Annotated in this window: 18 protein-coding genes; 4 read left to right on the top strand and 14 right to left on the bottom strand. The window is 38.1% G+C overall.

The genetic code is table 11. The annotated features are described in order from the left end of the window. From HOD97_01700 to HOD97_01725, 6 genes are all read right to left on the bottom strand, one after another. On the bottom strand, positions 1 to 140 hold a 140-nt coding region (locus HOD97_01700), incomplete at its 3' end, for a CopG family transcriptional regulator (GenBank protein MBT4280324.1). Positions 141 to 327: 187 nt separating this feature from the next. Then, complete coding sequence (locus tag HOD97_01705; GenBank protein ID MBT4280325.1) at positions 328 to 1,797, bottom strand: T9SS type A sorting domain-containing protein; 1,470 nt, start codon at positions 1,795 to 1,797, stop codon at positions 328 to 330. Positions 1,798 to 1,815: 18 nt separating this feature from the next. Then, on the bottom strand, positions 1,816 to 2,805 hold the full coding sequence (locus HOD97_01710) for a hypothetical protein (GenBank protein MBT4280326.1): 990 nt from the start codon (positions 2,803 to 2,805) through the stop codon (positions 1,816 to 1,818). Positions 2,806 to 2,813: 8 nt separating this feature from the next. After that, entirely contained in the window at positions 2,814 to 3,404 is a 591-nt protein-coding gene (locus tag HOD97_01715) for a TetR/AcrR family transcriptional regulator (GenBank protein MBT4280327.1), read from the bottom strand. Positions 3,405 to 3,631: 227 nt separating this feature from the next. Next, on the bottom strand, positions 3,632 to 4,111 hold the full coding sequence (locus tag HOD97_01720; GenBank protein ID MBT4280328.1) for a hypothetical protein: 480 nt from the start codon (positions 4,109 to 4,111) through the stop codon (positions 3,632 to 3,634). Positions 4,112 to 4,250: 139 nt separating this feature from the next. Next, complete coding sequence (locus HOD97_01725) at positions 4,251 to 5,591, bottom strand: T9SS type A sorting domain-containing protein (protein ID MBT4280329.1); 1,341 nt, start codon at positions 5,589 to 5,591, stop codon at positions 4,251 to 4,253. Between the two features lie 302 nt (positions 5,592 to 5,893). On the opposite strand from HOD97_01725, the gene HOD97_01730 reads away from it, so the two are divergent. Further along, positions 5,894 to 7,348, top strand: a complete 1,455-nt coding sequence (locus tag HOD97_01730; GenBank protein ID MBT4280330.1) for a hypothetical protein — start codon at positions 5,894 to 5,896, stop codon at positions 7,346 to 7,348. Positions 7,349 to 7,427: 79 nt separating this feature from the next. Here HOD97_01730 and HOD97_01735 read toward each other — a convergent pair whose 3' ends face one another. The 4 genes from HOD97_01735 to HOD97_01750 form a co-directional block, all read right to left on the bottom strand. After that, on the bottom strand, positions 7,428 to 7,631 hold the full coding sequence (locus HOD97_01735; protein MBT4280331.1) for a zinc ribbon domain-containing protein: 204 nt from the start codon (positions 7,629 to 7,631) through the stop codon (positions 7,428 to 7,430). 157 nt (positions 7,632 to 7,788) lie between these two features. Continuing rightward, positions 7,789 to 8,175: a DUF302 domain-containing protein gene (locus tag HOD97_01740; GenBank protein MBT4280332.1), complete on the bottom strand. Its 387-nt coding sequence runs from the start codon at positions 8,173 to 8,175 to the stop codon at positions 7,789 to 7,791. A 4-nt stretch (positions 8,176 to 8,179) separates the two neighbouring features. Continuing rightward, a complete protein-coding gene (locus tag HOD97_01745) occupies positions 8,180 to 8,371 on the bottom strand; it encodes a hypothetical protein (protein MBT4280333.1) in 192 nt (63 codons plus the stop codon). Beyond that, complete coding sequence (locus HOD97_01750) at positions 8,346 to 8,735, bottom strand: rhodanese-like domain-containing protein (GenBank protein MBT4280334.1); 390 nt, start codon at positions 8,733 to 8,735, stop codon at positions 8,346 to 8,348. The genes HOD97_01745 and HOD97_01750 overlap by 26 nt, the downstream gene beginning before the upstream one ends. Before the next feature lie 181 nt (positions 8,736 to 8,916). Between HOD97_01750 and HOD97_01755 the strand changes: the two genes are divergently transcribed. The 3 genes from HOD97_01755 to HOD97_01765 are packed head-to-tail and all read left to right on the top strand — an operon-like array spanning position 8,917 to position 12,068. Next, positions 8,917 to 10,194, top strand: a complete 1,278-nt coding sequence (locus tag HOD97_01755) for an amidohydrolase (GenBank protein ID MBT4280335.1) — start codon at positions 8,917 to 8,919, stop codon at positions 10,192 to 10,194. A gap of 4 nt (positions 10,195 to 10,198) precedes the next feature. After that, on the top strand, positions 10,199 to 11,347 hold the full coding sequence (locus HOD97_01760; protein ID MBT4280336.1) for a T9SS type A sorting domain-containing protein: 1,149 nt from the start codon (positions 10,199 to 10,201) through the stop codon (positions 11,345 to 11,347). Beyond that, entirely contained in the window at positions 11,316 to 12,068 is a 753-nt protein-coding gene (locus tag HOD97_01765; protein MBT4280337.1) for a hypothetical protein, read from the top strand. The genes HOD97_01760 and HOD97_01765 overlap by 32 nt, the downstream gene beginning before the upstream one ends. Positions 12,069 to 12,082: 14 nt before the next feature. Here the strand turns inward: HOD97_01765 and HOD97_01770 are convergent, their stop codons facing one another. From HOD97_01770 to HOD97_01785, 4 genes are read right to left on the bottom strand one after another with little or no spacing between them, the layout of a single operon-like run. Then, complete coding sequence (locus tag HOD97_01770) at positions 12,083 to 12,631, bottom strand: DUF4340 domain-containing protein (protein ID MBT4280338.1); 549 nt, start codon at positions 12,629 to 12,631, stop codon at positions 12,083 to 12,085. After that, positions 12,621 to 14,132 carry a GldG family protein gene (locus HOD97_01775; protein MBT4280339.1) on the bottom strand — a complete coding sequence of 504 codons (1,512 nt, stop codon included), beginning with the start codon at positions 14,130 to 14,132 and terminating at the stop codon, positions 12,621 to 12,623. The genes HOD97_01770 and HOD97_01775 overlap by 11 nt, the downstream gene beginning before the upstream one ends. Before the next feature lies 1 nt (position 14,133). Then, on the bottom strand, positions 14,134 to 14,853 hold the full coding sequence (locus tag HOD97_01780; GenBank protein ID MBT4280340.1) for an ABC transporter permease subunit: 720 nt from the start codon (positions 14,851 to 14,853) through the stop codon (positions 14,134 to 14,136). Further along, positions 14,846 to 15,790 (bottom strand): ATP-binding cassette domain-containing protein, encoded by a 945-nt coding sequence (locus HOD97_01785; protein MBT4280341.1) that lies wholly within the window; start codon positions 15,788 to 15,790, stop codon positions 14,846 to 14,848. Before HOD97_01785 ends, HOD97_01780 begins: the two co-directional genes overlap by 8 nt. Positions 15,791 to 15,927: the final 137 nt, after the last annotated feature.

Here is a 15,927-nt window from a genome sequence, read left to right on the forward strand (position 1 = left end):
ATCATTTCATCTAAAGTGTCGAAATAGGCGGTGACTGCTTTTTCAATCAAATAGGTTCGTGTCCTTTCCAAAACACTTCCGTAGTGATCCAAATCAGCCAAAATATTTTCATCCATTCTTATATTGATTAGTTTCTTCATTGTTTACCTTTTGTAATTATATGAATTTACATGTACTTACAACGCACTACAATCAATTATTGATTAGTCAAAAAAATAATTTCACTTAAAAAGAGACACCAACGGTAAAAAGAGTTCTTTGAGTGTAACGTCCACCCCGAAGCAAAAAAGCCCTCTTTCGAGGGCTTTTTAGTTTATATAGATAAAGCTATTTCATAAGAACCATCTTTTTAACTGAATGAAATTCTCCGGCCGAAATTCGATATAAATACATCCCTGCGCTTACTGGCTGTCCTAAATTGTTGGTGGCATTCCAAACAACTGATTTATAGCCGGCACTTTGTTGATTGTTAACCAATGTTCTCACTTCACGTCCCATAATATCATATATCATAATAATTACTTGTGAGTTTTCAGGTAAGTCATATCGAAGGGTTGTGGTTGGATTAAATGGATTTGGATAATTTTGTTCTAAAGATAGTTGTGTTGGCAAGATATCAGTTGGTTCATCAACATTCACTTCGGCTTCGGCAAACCAAATTACTGGCGAGGCTGCATAATATGATTCCGGATCATCTATATTAAGGGCATTTCCCACGGTATCGATACTTTCAGTAACCGTATCATATATTCTCATATGTCCTGGAATTAGTATCATTCCTCCAAAAAGCCATTCGTTAAATACAACTTTTGTTCCATCTGGTGACCATGATTGACCCATGGCAATAGACGCAAAATTATCACCGCCAAAATAACCAAGATAGGAAGATTCATTGGAAGCAATATCATAAATCCAATGTTCATTACTACCTAGAGTATCACTACAGGTGGTATAAACAAATTTATCTAAATCAGTTTCTTTTGTTTTTAAAATAGATGGTATACAATAATAGCCTATTTCACCTGTGCATGGATTATCTGTTAATTGCGTTATATAGCCATAAGTACTGTGTATTCCAAAAAGTTGAGCACAATTATTATCATCAAGAAAAGTTAAGTAAATAAAACCATTATCACTCCAAATCGGGTTATTAACCCAAATGCCGTTTCCACTAATAACTAAATAAGGGATTGTGGCTAATATGGTTGTTTCACCGCTTTCAATGTCAGCTACAATTACATCAACGTCCATAAAATAATCTTCCGTGTCTTCATCTTCAGTTAGTTTAAAATAGAGTACCTGTTGTCCGTTCGGTGAAAGTGCCATATTATCAAAAGCGGAACTCAATGAGTCACTTAACATTGTGATTGAACTATCAGCAAAAGAATATTTATATAATTGCCAATTTGAATATTGAGATCCTTCCATATATAGCACAATATTTTCATCATGGGTAAATCTTGGATTTGTCGGATAAATACCGGTTATTGAACTGATGGTGTCCGATGTTTCAGTATTGTAAATACTAAAACTCACTGGTCCAAGCTGATCCCAACCCATATTTCCAATTAGTTCATAATTAACGTATAATAATTTGGTACCGTCTTCAGAAAGATCGGAATATCGAACGTCTTCTAATATTATTTCATTGACAGATCCATCGGGTGAAATTCTGTTCACGCTAAAATCCATTCCCACACCCCATTCGTAGTTCGTCATATTGTTGAAATAAATCCATTCTTCCGATTGCGAAAGACAGAAAGATGTCAGTATTGTGATAAGTAATATATTTTTCATTTTATATCCGATTCCAGTTTACAACCCAGCCATAATAAAATTAACCATCGTGGAAACATCCAACATATCGATTGAATCATCACCATTAAAGTCTGCAAGGCCATTATAACTTGAACTGTTTATAATTAAATCAACGATCAAGAGAACATCAAAGATATCAATCGATTCATCACTATTTAAATCACCCACAGTTTGGCACTCCACATTTGTAGCAAAAATTGAAGCTGATGGCGGAACTTCTAATAACACATCGCAATTGGAGGGATCGTTGCGAACAAAATTTTCGATCCAATACAAGGCTTTTAAACCCATGTCCACATTATTGTTAGGATTTGTTACAGTCCAATGGCTCCCGCCTGCAATCTCAAATAATAATTTATTTGTTGTTTCTGGGGTGAATGCAAAAAAGACATTTGTATGCTGAACATTTGGGGCATCTTCATCATTTTCACCACTGATAAATATTACAGGGACATCTATGTTTAAAATCTCAGGTGAAGCATATTCACTTTCTAACCATGGTGCTAAAGCCAATACCGATTTAAGAGATGAATCCAAACTGGCTGCCAACAAAGCTCCACCTCCACCTTGAGACCAACCGCCAACTGCTATTTGTTCAAGGGCAAGATTGCCAAATAAGGGTGATTCAGTTCTGTCATTTTCTTCTTCAATTGTGACAATCCCATCCAGCAAAGCATACGCTCTTAGCATTGGGAATTCCCAAATCCAATTCACATTTACAAACATAGTCACAATACCATAAGATGCCAAAAAAGGTCCCCACGTTTCTATAGATGAAATAAGCCTCATGAAACCGGGGACCATAACAATCGTTGGAAATGGACCTACAGCATCAATTGGATAATAAACAATTCCGCTTTGATAATCAGGCCCATTTCTTAATCCGTCCGCTTCTGTAATTATACCCACTGAATATGGCCCATCTGCAAACAAAAATGTTTGAAATAGTAAATATCCCAACATAATAAGATTTTTTTTATGTCTCATGAATTAGATTAAATCTGAGCATCCTTTATTAGTCGCTCAAACATAATCCATGCTCTGTTTTCAGCTTGTGGATCATTTAACAAATGGGATGAATAGTGGTAAGATGGGAAAATAGCCAGAAATTCAAATGCAAATAGATTGATATCCAGATTCTTTCGAAATTGCCTTTCTTCAACTGCTATACCAGCAGCTTTTTCTATAAAGTTAATCCAATATTTTTGATGGGAGACTAAAAAATTCCTAACGGGACCCGGCCTACCCTCAAATTCAATAGTTGCAGTATGTATCATACAACCCCCTGGCATAAATCCTGAATTATCCCAGGTCAGTATATTTTTTGCAAGCGCTCGGATTCTTGGCTCCCCTCTTCGCACCTTTAATGATGGCTCTATAACAATTTTCGAAAATTTCTCTACGACAGCTTTTAATAAATCTAATTGCAACTGTTCCTTAGAATTAAAATGTGCAAAAAGTCCACTTTTAGACATACCCACAGCTTTTGATAATTTTCCAATAGTTAATGCTTCAAACCCTGTTGTACTAGCCATGAAAATGGCTTCATCCAAAATGGTCTCTCGTGTATAATGTCCTTTATTCATGGCGCCATTTTAGTACGAACGTTCGTTTTATACAATAGTTTTTAAATCATTGGACGAAGAAATATGGATAAATAAATCATTACACCAAAATGGGGGCTTTGAGTGTAACGTCCCTCCCGCAGACTAAAAAGCCCTCAATATGAGGGCTTTTTTATTTATAGAATGATAGAGACTTGATAAGTCTTCTCAATACTCTACCTATTGTTGTAGCTGTTTAGTTTTGATCATTATCCTGCAGAAATCTTTTCGATTGCAGTAATTGTGAAAATCGTCTCTTTACCCTCGATTTCAAGCGTAAATTCTTCATCAATCTTTTTCCCAATTATGGCTTGGCCAAAAGGTGAATGGTAGGTTACAACCAATGGATAAAGATCCAATTCGAATTCGATGGGACCTAATAGGTAATAGTCTTCGGCATCATCCTTGCCCTCTTCACGGATTGTAACCTTATTTCCAAATCTTACCTTGTCGGTTTCAATTTCGCTATACTCGATGATCTGGAATGGCGAATGGGTCTGTAGCACTTGTGTCTTACGTACTATCAAACTCTGCTCTTCCCTTGCAGCGTGGTATTCCGCATTTTCCTTAAGATCTCCATGACTAGCTGCATCTCTAATCTTTAATGAAGTCTCTTTCTTTAATTTATCAAGATATTCCATTTTCTCTTCCAATGCGCGGTGTGTATCCCGCAAAATCAAAGTCGCCATATTTATATTCCTATTTATTGATTGGATTAATTAAAATGTTTGTGGGTGTAATCCCATTATTTGAAGTAGAAATTTAACCCTCATCACATAAACAAAAAAACCCACGAATGTGGAGGTTGATGCTTTGAAAGGATAAAATTTATTTCAACAACACCATCTTCCTTATCTGAACAAACTCCCCAACCTGTACTTTGTAAAGATACATTCCAGCACTTACGGGTTGACCTAATTCATTCGTAGCATCCCAAATGACAGATTTAAATCCTGCACTTTGTCGATTATTAACCAATGTTCTTACCACTCGCCCCATAATATCATAAATCATAATATTTACGTGTGAGTTTTCCGGCAAGTCATATCGAATAGTGGTTGTGGGATTAAATGGATTTGGATATGCAAATCCTAATACATAATCCTGTGAGCGAAAAAACTCATCCAGACCGAGATATTCACAACTCCCGTCATCCCCTGTAGCGTATGGATTATAGTTTAACGCATCGGAAGTCGTACACCCAAGTGTATCTGGATAAAAATATAAATGTGCGGAAATATTATTTTTTTCTTCACTCGTCGTAAAATAACCAAATCCTTGGGGATGCCAAGCAATCGCTTCACCCTGTACTTCCGGAGTATATGGTACAGTTGCTAAATCATGATTAAAAACATCCCATAAGTCCTCATTCGGGTTCCGTGAAAAATAGAAAACATCCTGATAAGATTTAACAAGTATCTCTAAACCGTCTGCAGAAATGTCGCCCGCGACAATACGATGAATTGACTCATTATTTATCCCAGGAAAAAAATCGATATCAATCATCATTTGAGGAGTAACCGTTCCTGTTGTTGCCTGTGGGTAGGCAAGTTGATAAACATTTACGGGCTCTTCTCTTTTTGAAATGATATAAATATCCTTTGTTAATGGATCAACCATAAGTGTTTCAGCATCGCGGTTTCCATCAGGATATTGAAAAGTAATGATATCCGCACCATAAATTGTTTCTGTTACAGGTGATTGACTCGAGCCCACCGTGGGTTCTATCACCCGATAAATATATTTTAGATTATACTCTGCATCATTATCGCCAATATTGCCAATATATAAATAAGTTTCACCATCAACGGGCCCCGGCCCTGTGGCCATATCTTCCCAATCCCTTGCGGAACATCCATCCAAATAATAAACGCCAAGATGTTTTCCCTCATTATCGAATGCATAAATTCTATTTTCGTCTCCAGAATCGTTGTGCACCCAAAATACATTCTCATTTTTCCGGCTTGCCACAATCCCAGAAGCTTCATCAATGGGATTATATTCCAACTCTCCCCAATTTTGGCGGTCACCATAATTCTCGGTTTGAGTTTGTCTATTTTCAGACTTATTAGAAGAGACTTCCGACACACCAATCTTCTCTTGGGAAAACACTGATGATATTATCAAAAACGACAATAGGGGCAGGCATTTTATTTTGTTTTTCATCATGATGCTATTTCTCTCTCGATGCGATATTACTTCGGCGGATTTTGGTCGCAAGTAATTTTAATGTTCTTGATCAACCAATACAATCTTATCCAATCTTATATTAATAATTTTTTTCATAATTATCCTTACCATTTTACATGCATATATTGTGTATCGCCTTTATAATATTTTTTCAGTTTGGATGCTGAAAACCAATTAACGTTTTTTAAGAAAAACGATCAATTCACAACAATTATAATTGGAAAAATTCACAAACAATCTACGGATTCTATTTTACAAATAATTACCGTAGATTTAATTCTATGCGTCACATAATCCTCACCATCCTGTTCTCCTTTAGTTTATCCCATGCTCAAGCAGAGGAATTTACCCCTGATATCCGTCAATTAACCGTATTCAAAACCGTTCTAAATGACATGTTCCGGGAAATGTTCGAACAAAAAAATGCATCATCCCGTCAAGAAAAAGGTTATATATCAAATATTGAACACGATCAAATCGAAAATCTTCTTTTTCGATTTCTAATTTGCAGAAGATCTTTATGGGAAATCATCAATAAATACCGCGCATATAACACGTTCACGGATGACCCGGAAGCCAATATGAAAGCATTTGTAATTGGATATTCAGCGGCACTCACTTTATATCGGTATAGCGGTATTTTGGTTACAACCTACATGGATGATGATCAGATCGTCAATAAATTGAATGAATCCTACTATCGGGTCAAAATCCCGGAAGGTACATTCTCTAAAATATTCGACAGTCTCACAAATCCGAAAAATCTTGAAGACCTAGATGTTGCCAGAGAACTTTTTATACAGGAATTACATACATCGGAAACACCTTTAAATGCGCTTTTGTCAAATCCCGAATTTTCTCCGATGCTTGACGAATTAGAAAACCTGCATGAAACCCACATAAAGCTGCGGGATAAGATCCTGAATCATTATGTGTTACTTACACCTGAGCTTACAAATCAACTTCGCCATAGTGAAATTCAGAAAAATGTTGAAACCCTAATTGACGATCTTGGAAGCCGATTTCAGGCTATAAAAGCTACGGTATTCACGGGTGTGGGTGATTTGAAATCCCCAACCAGTCAGTCCATTCAATTTAGTGAAGGTCAAAAGCTGGAATTGCATTCCCTTCTTAAACCCGGAGATATTATTCTAACCTATTCCGAAGGATACATGAGCAATATCTTTTTACCGGGTACTTTTAAACACGGAATCATATATACAGGAAAACGGAACGAGTGGAAAACAATTCAACTTGATGAAATGAACCTCCCGGCTCACCAATCAACCATGATAAATGAAAACGATGATATGATTGAAGCGGTGTCCGAAGGCGTGGTGTCCAGTTCTATGTATAATATTCTTGACAGACATATCAACCGAATGGTTGTTTTTCGACCATTGGAAGATCTGAATCAAATCCGAATGGCACTTCAATCCACCCATTCTTTTCTGGGGAATAGTTATGATTTCGAATTTGATTTCAACGATGCATCATTTCAAGTCTGCACCGAACTCATTTACCGAGCTTACAATGGAAAAGGAAACATTCAATTCAATTTAACCAAGCGAGCCGGCGTAATGACACTCAGCGCAGATGATGTTTGCCGTTATGCGTTGGAATCTGACGAAATGGTATTTATAGTTCTCGCTGTGGAAGACAGCAGAAAACCCGGGAAAGCGGATTTACTAACCGGCAAGAACGGTTTTTCTGTACTTCGGAGTATGATTGATTAATAATCCAGTGAACTTCATTAAAATTCAGATTTCAAAACCAACCCAGATATTTAATCCCATGACCATGGGATTAAATTGCTCATGAAAACCCGGTTGGGGCTGAGCAACCATTATTTGACGAAACTGAATTACTGTTCGTGGATATGTGCGGCGCGGAAAGCAATCGCTCAGCGTTTTTTACCTTGCACTTTGGACATTCAATATCCGAATCTAAAGTAGAAAAAGAAACCAATTCATCAAACACATGATTACACAACTTGCACTTGTAATCATACATAGGCATAGTTAGACCTCACTTTTATTTTTATCTTTATCTGGCATTGATTTTTTCTCAACCTGAGGGAAAGGATTATGTCAAGTTGGTACACCCATTTTAGGCAATAGTAACCGATTAATAAAAAGCCATACGCCTAAAATAATTATTCCAAGAATGATATCATTCATACAGCATCCACGGCAGTCTTTAGCCAGCTATTCACCTGGTTTGCCAGCTCATCCAAATCATCCCGCCCAGTTACGGACAACATTTTTTTAGCATTAATCGCAGACAACGTAACTGATCCATCGTCATTTTCCCAAAGGGTTACATTGCAGGGTAGTAATAATCCAATTTCCGGTTCTTCTGACAATGCATGAAATGCTGTGGGCGGATGACAAGCGCCTAAAATTTTGTAGCGGCGGAAATCTTCATTCAGTTTGTTCTTTAGTGTTTCGTCAACTGCTATTTCGGTTAATACCCCAAATCCTTGTTCCTTTAACGTCTCCCTGATGGCAACATCAACTTCATCAAACGATTTATCAATTATTCTTTGATAACCATAATCCATTTTATTATTCCTTATCCGTTTTGGTAGGCCAACTCCAAACCAAACCAACCAATGCGCCATAAACTGTACTATTTATGGGTGATCCTGTAATAGCACAACCATTTTTACACCCGACAAAAACAAAATATGCATATCCCAACACAGCACCAATCGCACTAAATAATACTCGTTTATTCATTAGATGTAACCGGACCATTCCATCGGATCATTCCTCCCGATAAATTCACCGCATCAAATCCATGTTTGTTTAAAATTGTTGTCGCCTTTCCCGATCGGTTCCCGCTGCGGCAGTAAACTACAATCTTTTTATTCCGATACTGTTCCAATTCCCCAATTCTGGATTCGAGTTCCTGCACCGGGACAAGCGGTGTATTCGGTATAGCTTTTACATGATGTTCTTTAGCTGTTCTGACATCTAAGAAAACATATTCCCCATTGTCATATAGTTCTACACCTTTTTCCGACGTGATTGCTGTCAAATTAATCTTGTTTCCAAAGAAGGATTTGCAAGCCATGAGACCAAAAATTCCAGCAACTATAATAATGATGGTTAATTTCATTTTATTCCTTTATTAATGAATTTCAAGCATTGAATTTAAAGAAAGTTCCCGCAGAAAATTAAAATTATTCGAATAAAATTATTGAGTTTTTATAGTTGGTAAGATTCTGTAACAGGTTTTACACCATAATGACTTTATTGTTAAGTTCTCCCATTCTAAAAATTAATTACAGAGGACAATTATGCAAAAACTAAGTACAGTATTTTTCCTGATTTTTACATTTTTATCTGGTCAAACCACAATTGACAAAGCAACTGCAACGCACCTAGAAAGTATTATTGCACTAAGACATCAGATTCATAAGAATCCTGAACTCGGAAACCGTGAATTCAAAACAGCAGAACTTGTCGCCAAGCATTTGAAAAACCTCGGGTTTGATGATGTTGAAACCGGCATTGCTTACACGGGTGTTGTCGGTATTTTAAAAGGAGGAAAACCAGGCGGGGTGGTGGCAGTTCGGGCAGATATGGACGGGCTACCGGTGACAGAAGATACTGACTTGCCATTTAAATCTACTGTCCGTACAACCTATCTCGATAAAGAAGTCGGAGTGATGCACGCCTGCGGACATGATATTCATACTTCTGTCCAATTGGGAGTTGCTTCAGTCCTTGCTACCATTCGAGATGAAATTCCAGGTACAATTAAATTTATTTTTCAGCCGGCGGAAGAAGGCCCACCACCGGGAGAAGAAGGTGGAGCAGGTTTAATGCTGGCGGAGGGTGTTTTTGATGATCCAACACCCAGCGCAATTTTCGGACTTCACACCCATTCAGGATTGGAAGTCGGGCAAATCGGTATGACTATCGGCCCATCCATGGCGGCGGTGGATCATTTCACAATTATAATCGAGGGAAAACAGTCCCATGGTGCTTATCCACATAAATCCGTAGATCCTATTATCATGGCTACCGAAGTCGTGAGCGCGTTCCAGACAATCCGTTCTCGATCTCTCTCTCCTCTTGAGCCCAGTGTAATTACAGTGGGAATTATCCGCGGTGGAGAGCGTTTCAATATTATTCCTTCGGAAGTGTACATGGAAGGAACGGTGCGCACGTATAATCCGGGAACGCGGGACAAAGTGGAAAAACGTATGAATGAAATCTTGGAAGGTATTACCAAAGCGTACGGTGGGTCGTTTAAACTCAAATATAATCGCGGTACACCGGCGACCATCAATAATCCTGCTTTATCGGAACGAATGATTCCGACTCTCAAGCGGGTTATAGGCGATGACAATGTGCTTATGATGGAGCCTGTGATGGGCGGTGAAGATTTTGCTTACTTCGCGAATGAAGTTCCCGGTATGTACTATCGCCTCGGTGTTGTTAAACCAGGCACCACTTCGGGTTGGGTGCACACGCCTACGTTTAGGGCAGATGATAGTTGCCTTGAAGTTGGAATAAGAGCCATGAGTAATTTATTATTGGACTATCTTCAATCTTTAAAGAATCCATAAGAAAATGTTAACTAAAAAAAGTATCATAAAAAAATTCTCTTCATTCATATTTGTCATCCTTTTTCCATTATTCGTAAAGGGACAAAATACGGTTTGCTTTACCATCGAAGATAATCCAAATCCTAACGACCCAGCCTTAGGTGTATTTACAAAATATGTTCGTGTTTTGGATTGTATTGATATTTATGCAGAATCCAATATCACCGATGAAAAAGTGTTGCACGTTGCAGCGGTGGCAGCAGAATTATTAGATAATGATGAAGATGGCGTTGTGGACGATCCGCTCATTCAATCGTCCTTAGCAGGATTGAATACTGTAATGCCAATTTTTAATTCTGAGAACGGTTCTGCCATTGATCTCTTTTCCGACAATTTTGATGATTGCGCCGGCGCTGTTTTGTTCAGAAACGAAATTGATCCAAGTGAACCCGGGCACTGGGGAAGTGATGCAACCGTCGAAGAAGTTTTGCACACAATCAATACTTGTGGACATGTAGAAGTGTATCCTGATTTATATGGTTTGACGCCTAATTCATCTGATTTAACACATGCCATGGACGTGGCTCGAGGTGGACAATTTACGTCGATTCCAAATCCATACCCGAATGAAGCTTGGTATCATTATGATGATAATTCCTGTGAATACGATTGCATGGCAATGGAATATCTGTATTGGTGCATTGTAACGAATATGGGAATTCTTGCCGATGCCCAAACGTGCAACGGCATCGCAAATGAATGGGAACCGTGCACACCAGCTTTATTTGAATCCACAGATACTTTGATGTTTAATTTGGTAACAAATCCGGACAATATACTTCCCCAACTTGCACCTGATGGAAATTATTGTCCTAGCCAAGTTGGACTTGGAAATGAATTGCCTTACGGTTTTTCATTATTAACAGTTTATCCAAATCCGTTTAATCCCACAACCACAATCCGGTTTGATATTCCGGTAAAGACGGTTCAGGCAACGTCTTTACACATTTTTGATATCAACGGACGATTGGTTGAAACATTGTTTAAAGAAATTACTGAGCCGGGACATCATGAAATCCAATGGAATGCATCAAATCATCCGAGCGGAATTTATTTTCTACAGTTAAATTCAGGACGTGATAATGCTTTCCAAAAAATCGTTCTTGTTAAATAAATTATGGGTTGGCTTACTTGCACTGACCAGTGCGCACACCATGGTTAATGGCGATCCAGCAAACACCATTTCCTTTGCTGGCGTTGAATTTCGGATTATAAAATCAGGTGAATCTGATCATCGTTTCATTTGGCTTCACGGGGACGAAAAAACAGCCGAAATGGCACTGGAATATCATATTCAGCATTATCCCGGTTCTGCATTTTTCATACGATCCGAAGATAGAGAAATTTCGCTAGCCACTACAAAAGTAGATCCAAACCGACTATTTTCGCGACCTGGGGCAAAAAACACTTTACAAAAATTTAAAACGGATTGGAAAGTGAATAATTTGTCTGATGTTTTAGACCAATTGGATTCCACGCGGGAACTTTTTTTGAAAACATTGCTCCCATCTAATGGCGGTTTATTAATTGCAGTTCATAACAATTTCCGTGGTTATAATGTCAGAATGGAATTACCTGCAAGCCGACTAAATTCAATCAAACCAAAACAAAATCCGAGAGATTTTATTCTATGCACCAACGAGTCTGATTTCCAAAAACTCGCAGACGGACCTTTTAACGTAATTCTTCAAGACAAATTACCTGATCTTGATGACGGCTCTCTATCGTGGGCTGCCTTAAAAAATAAAATACGTTATGTCAATATAGAAACTCGGCTTGGTTGGCTTAGCCAACAGAAAAAAATGCTGAGATTCGTGGAGGAAACTATAAAGTAAAAGGACAGCCGGGTCTAAAATTCATTCGAGGATGTATCTATCGAATCAGATACTTGTCCCCAATAAGTCGGATTTGTTTGAAGCTGATAAATAATACTGATGTCCGTCTGGTACACATTCGGATCATCACCAATGCGTACATAATTTCGAGAAAAATCCGATTTGGATGTTCCAAATACTGCTGAACCAGCATCCTTTCCGTTTCCATCTAACACACTTAATGTGGTTCCCTGAATTTCATCCACGGAATAGGTTCCCCATTTTTCCTTTTTTCTTGATATAATGGTTCCACGTTTTACTTTTAAAGTTCGGTCCAGAAAATTATCCATTACTTTTTCCTTCACTTCTAAAGAATCATGTTTTGCAATGGTCCAAACGTTCGAAAGAAGTAACGAAAGGCTGTCCCCACCATTAATGATTGTAAATGCAGAAATGTTAGATTGATCGACATTGAAAATAATGTGCTTAGGAACGTGTCTGCTTTTTTGTGTATATGAATTCAGGAAATAAGCAGCCAGGATTACAGCCAACCCAACCAGTAAAATCTTCAAATTATTCGTCATACAATTCTTCTAGCCTACGCGCTATGTTTTTTTGTTTTCGATTTCTGAATAATCCAAATCCGATTATAAGTACAGTTGGCATGAAAATATTCAACCATTTCCAATTGCGTCGTTCTCCATCCGAAAGTTCCTTTAGCGGTCTGCTGGTAATTTGCCTCGAGCGAAGTTCAATCAACCCGTGATCGCCCATTAGATAATCGACAGAATTCATTAAAAAAATGTGGTTTTCTGCAGATTCAGCGCCTGAACCGTCATCCAAAAACCTTATATCAGAAATAAGAATTACCTGACTCAATAGTCCGGTGGATGGATCCACTTTTTCTGATCTCGCCCCAACAATTTTCCCCGGTTTGTTCAGCCTCTGAAAAATAGGGTTTGCCTGCGGCTCCGGGCTCAAATTATAAAATCCACTCATAATCGCTGAACCATCAGAACTCGAAAAAAGTGGACGAACCGAAACGTTCGGTATTAGAGAATCTATTATGGAAATCTCGCTGGGGAAAAAGAGTAGCATTTGTTCAAGTCCGCTTACGAGTGGTTCATCTTCGTTAAAAGACCTTACCAAAGGCAAAAATGGATATTCCATTGGAACATTCATTCGAATCATCCCCATATTTCTACCAACATTTACGCGGGAACAAACCCGGTCAAGAACAAGATTATTTTCCAAATGAAGTCCGTAAGCATCTAAGATTTCAAATATATCCGATTGGATATCTGTCCCTTGCTGTGTGGATAAACTTGCATTCACCCGTGATTGCGCCAATACCATATTTCCGCTACGAGCGAGAAAATCTTCAAGATTCGATTTTACCGAATCTGAAAGTGTATCTGTTACACCGCGAACTAAAATTAGATTGATATTAAATGGTACCGGATCTGCGAGGTCAATATTACGCACCAAATAGCGTTCAGAAATCAATCGTTGGACGTTTTCAAGTTGATCGCTTTTTCCGTTTAAAGTAGCAAGTCCAACTGTTTGTTTATTTGTTTCAACCAATTTTTTAATTTTGGTTGTTATATCGTATTCTAAACCGGTGGTGGTTTGGATTACCGGTAATACTTCTCTCCTATCTTCGTATAAAATGGATAAACCCATAAATACTTTTTTCACTTCAATTTTATCATTCTCAACAACCTGAATCTGGACCGGAATAATTCCGGATTTTTGTGCATCTTCTTCCAATGCTTCATCCGATTCCGGAGCATAAAATTCAAACCGTACATTATTATTACCATACGCTTCGTACTCTTCGAGAATGTCCTGCAAATAGCGGCGGGTATTCCCAAGCTCACCCGGAAGATCATCAGAAAAATACACTTTCATTATCAGTAAATCATCTATACTGTCTAGTACATTTCTGCTAGATATGGATAAGGTAAACTGATCGTTGTCCGTTAAGTCTAGCCTTGAAAATTTATCACGGGATACAATATTTAGAACGACGAGTGCTGTCGCCAAAATTGCCGGAGCCAGATAAGCTGATTTTTTCAAATCCATCTTAACCAGCTTTCCATTTTCTAAGGTCTAACATATGGATTGTTAGATATAAAAAGAATCCAATAATAGAAAAGAAATAGACAAGATTTCGAGTATCAATAACACCGCGTGAAATATTTGATAAATGATATTCCACCGCAAGGTATTGAACCAAACCTGCTACTGAAGTGGGAATAAAAATTAGCAATTTGTCCAAAAGCCAAAATGTCAAAACGATAAAAACACCAATAATAAAAGAGACAACTTGATTCTCAGTAACACTACTTGCAAACGTTCCAATTGAGGTGTACAACGCGCCCACGAGCGCAAGACCAATATAGCCGCTAATGACGGCGCCGGTATCTACATTATCGCCAACCTGAATGAGTGTGAAAAAATGAATTGATGTTACTGCTAAGGCTACCAAAATCAATGTCAAAGCTGCCAGAAATTTTCCGATGACAAATTCATTAGTCTTCAGCGGGAGTGTATTCATGATTTCTATGGTTCCGATATTTCGCTCCCGAGCAATAAGTCCCATTGATACAGCAGGAATGAAAAATAAATAAACGAGCGGAATAGTACTAAATAACGATCTCAAATCTGACTGCCCGATCAGGAAAAAGGTGTTGGTGAAAAAGTATCCGTTTACAAGTGCAAAAATGGTAAGAAAAATGTAAGCCATCGGAGTGTTGAAATATCCCCGCACTTCTTTGAGATAAACAGCTTTTATGTTACCCATTGCCACCCTCAGAATTTGTTAGCGTACGGAATACTTCCTCAAGATTTGCGGTGTGGGGTGTCATTTTAAAAATTACCCATCCGGATTCAACCGCGTAATGAAACACCGCCTCCCTCGGATCAAATTCTCTCGCATATTCAAAATTAAACCGGTGCAAGTCACCTTTTTTCTCAGAGGATAAAAGCGTTAATTCAGGTATTTTTTCACTTATGTCAGCTATACTGTCGTCTTCAGCATTTTTTACTTCCAAAGTCAGCTTTACATTTCCCATAAAGTTGTTCATCAATTCTTCACTTGTACCGTCCGCGATAATTACACCTTTATCAATAATCAGAATCCGATCAACCGTCGCTTGGATTTCCTGCAGAATATGGCTCGACATCAGTACCAGCTTTTCCTTACCGAGATCTTTAATAAGCTCGCGAATTTCTACAATTTGGTTTGGATCCAAGCCAGTGACCGGCTCATCAAGAATCAGAATATCGGGGTCATGAATCATGGCAGCGGCAAGACCAATCCGCTGGCGGTATCCCTTGGAACAGGATGAAATGGATTTATGAACTACGCCTTTTAGACCGCACTTTGCTACGACCCGGCGAAGTGCTTTTGTAAAATCTTTTTTCACGATACCCCGAACCTGTGCAATGAATTCCAGATATTCATGGACAGACATTTCACCGTAAAGCGGATTTGTCTCGGGTAGATAACCAATTTGTCTTTGTATTTCAAGTTGAGACTCACCAATGTCCATTCCATTTACCTCAACAGATCCTGATGTCGGCGCTAAAAATCCTGTAATCATTTTTAGAGTTGTAGTTTTTCCTGCACCGTTGGCACCAAGGAAACCCACAATTTCTCCGTCGGAGATATTAAAATTAATGGACTTTACCGCCTCTACATTGCCGTAGTTTTTTGTCAAATTTGTTATTTTTATCATATAATGATCTACAATTTCATTAGAATTAACGGGTGCGAAATTAAAAGATTTATAAAATATCCAAAACGATTTCTTCATTTTTATGAAAATTGTAGAAAAGGGAATTGTGCGATGTATCACCAAAAATAATTCCCTGT

This window comes from Candidatus Neomarinimicrobiota bacterium (assembly GCA_018651745.1).
Taxonomy (GTDB): domain Bacteria; phylum Fidelibacterota; class Marinisomatia; order Marinisomatales; family TCS55; genus JAAZYX01.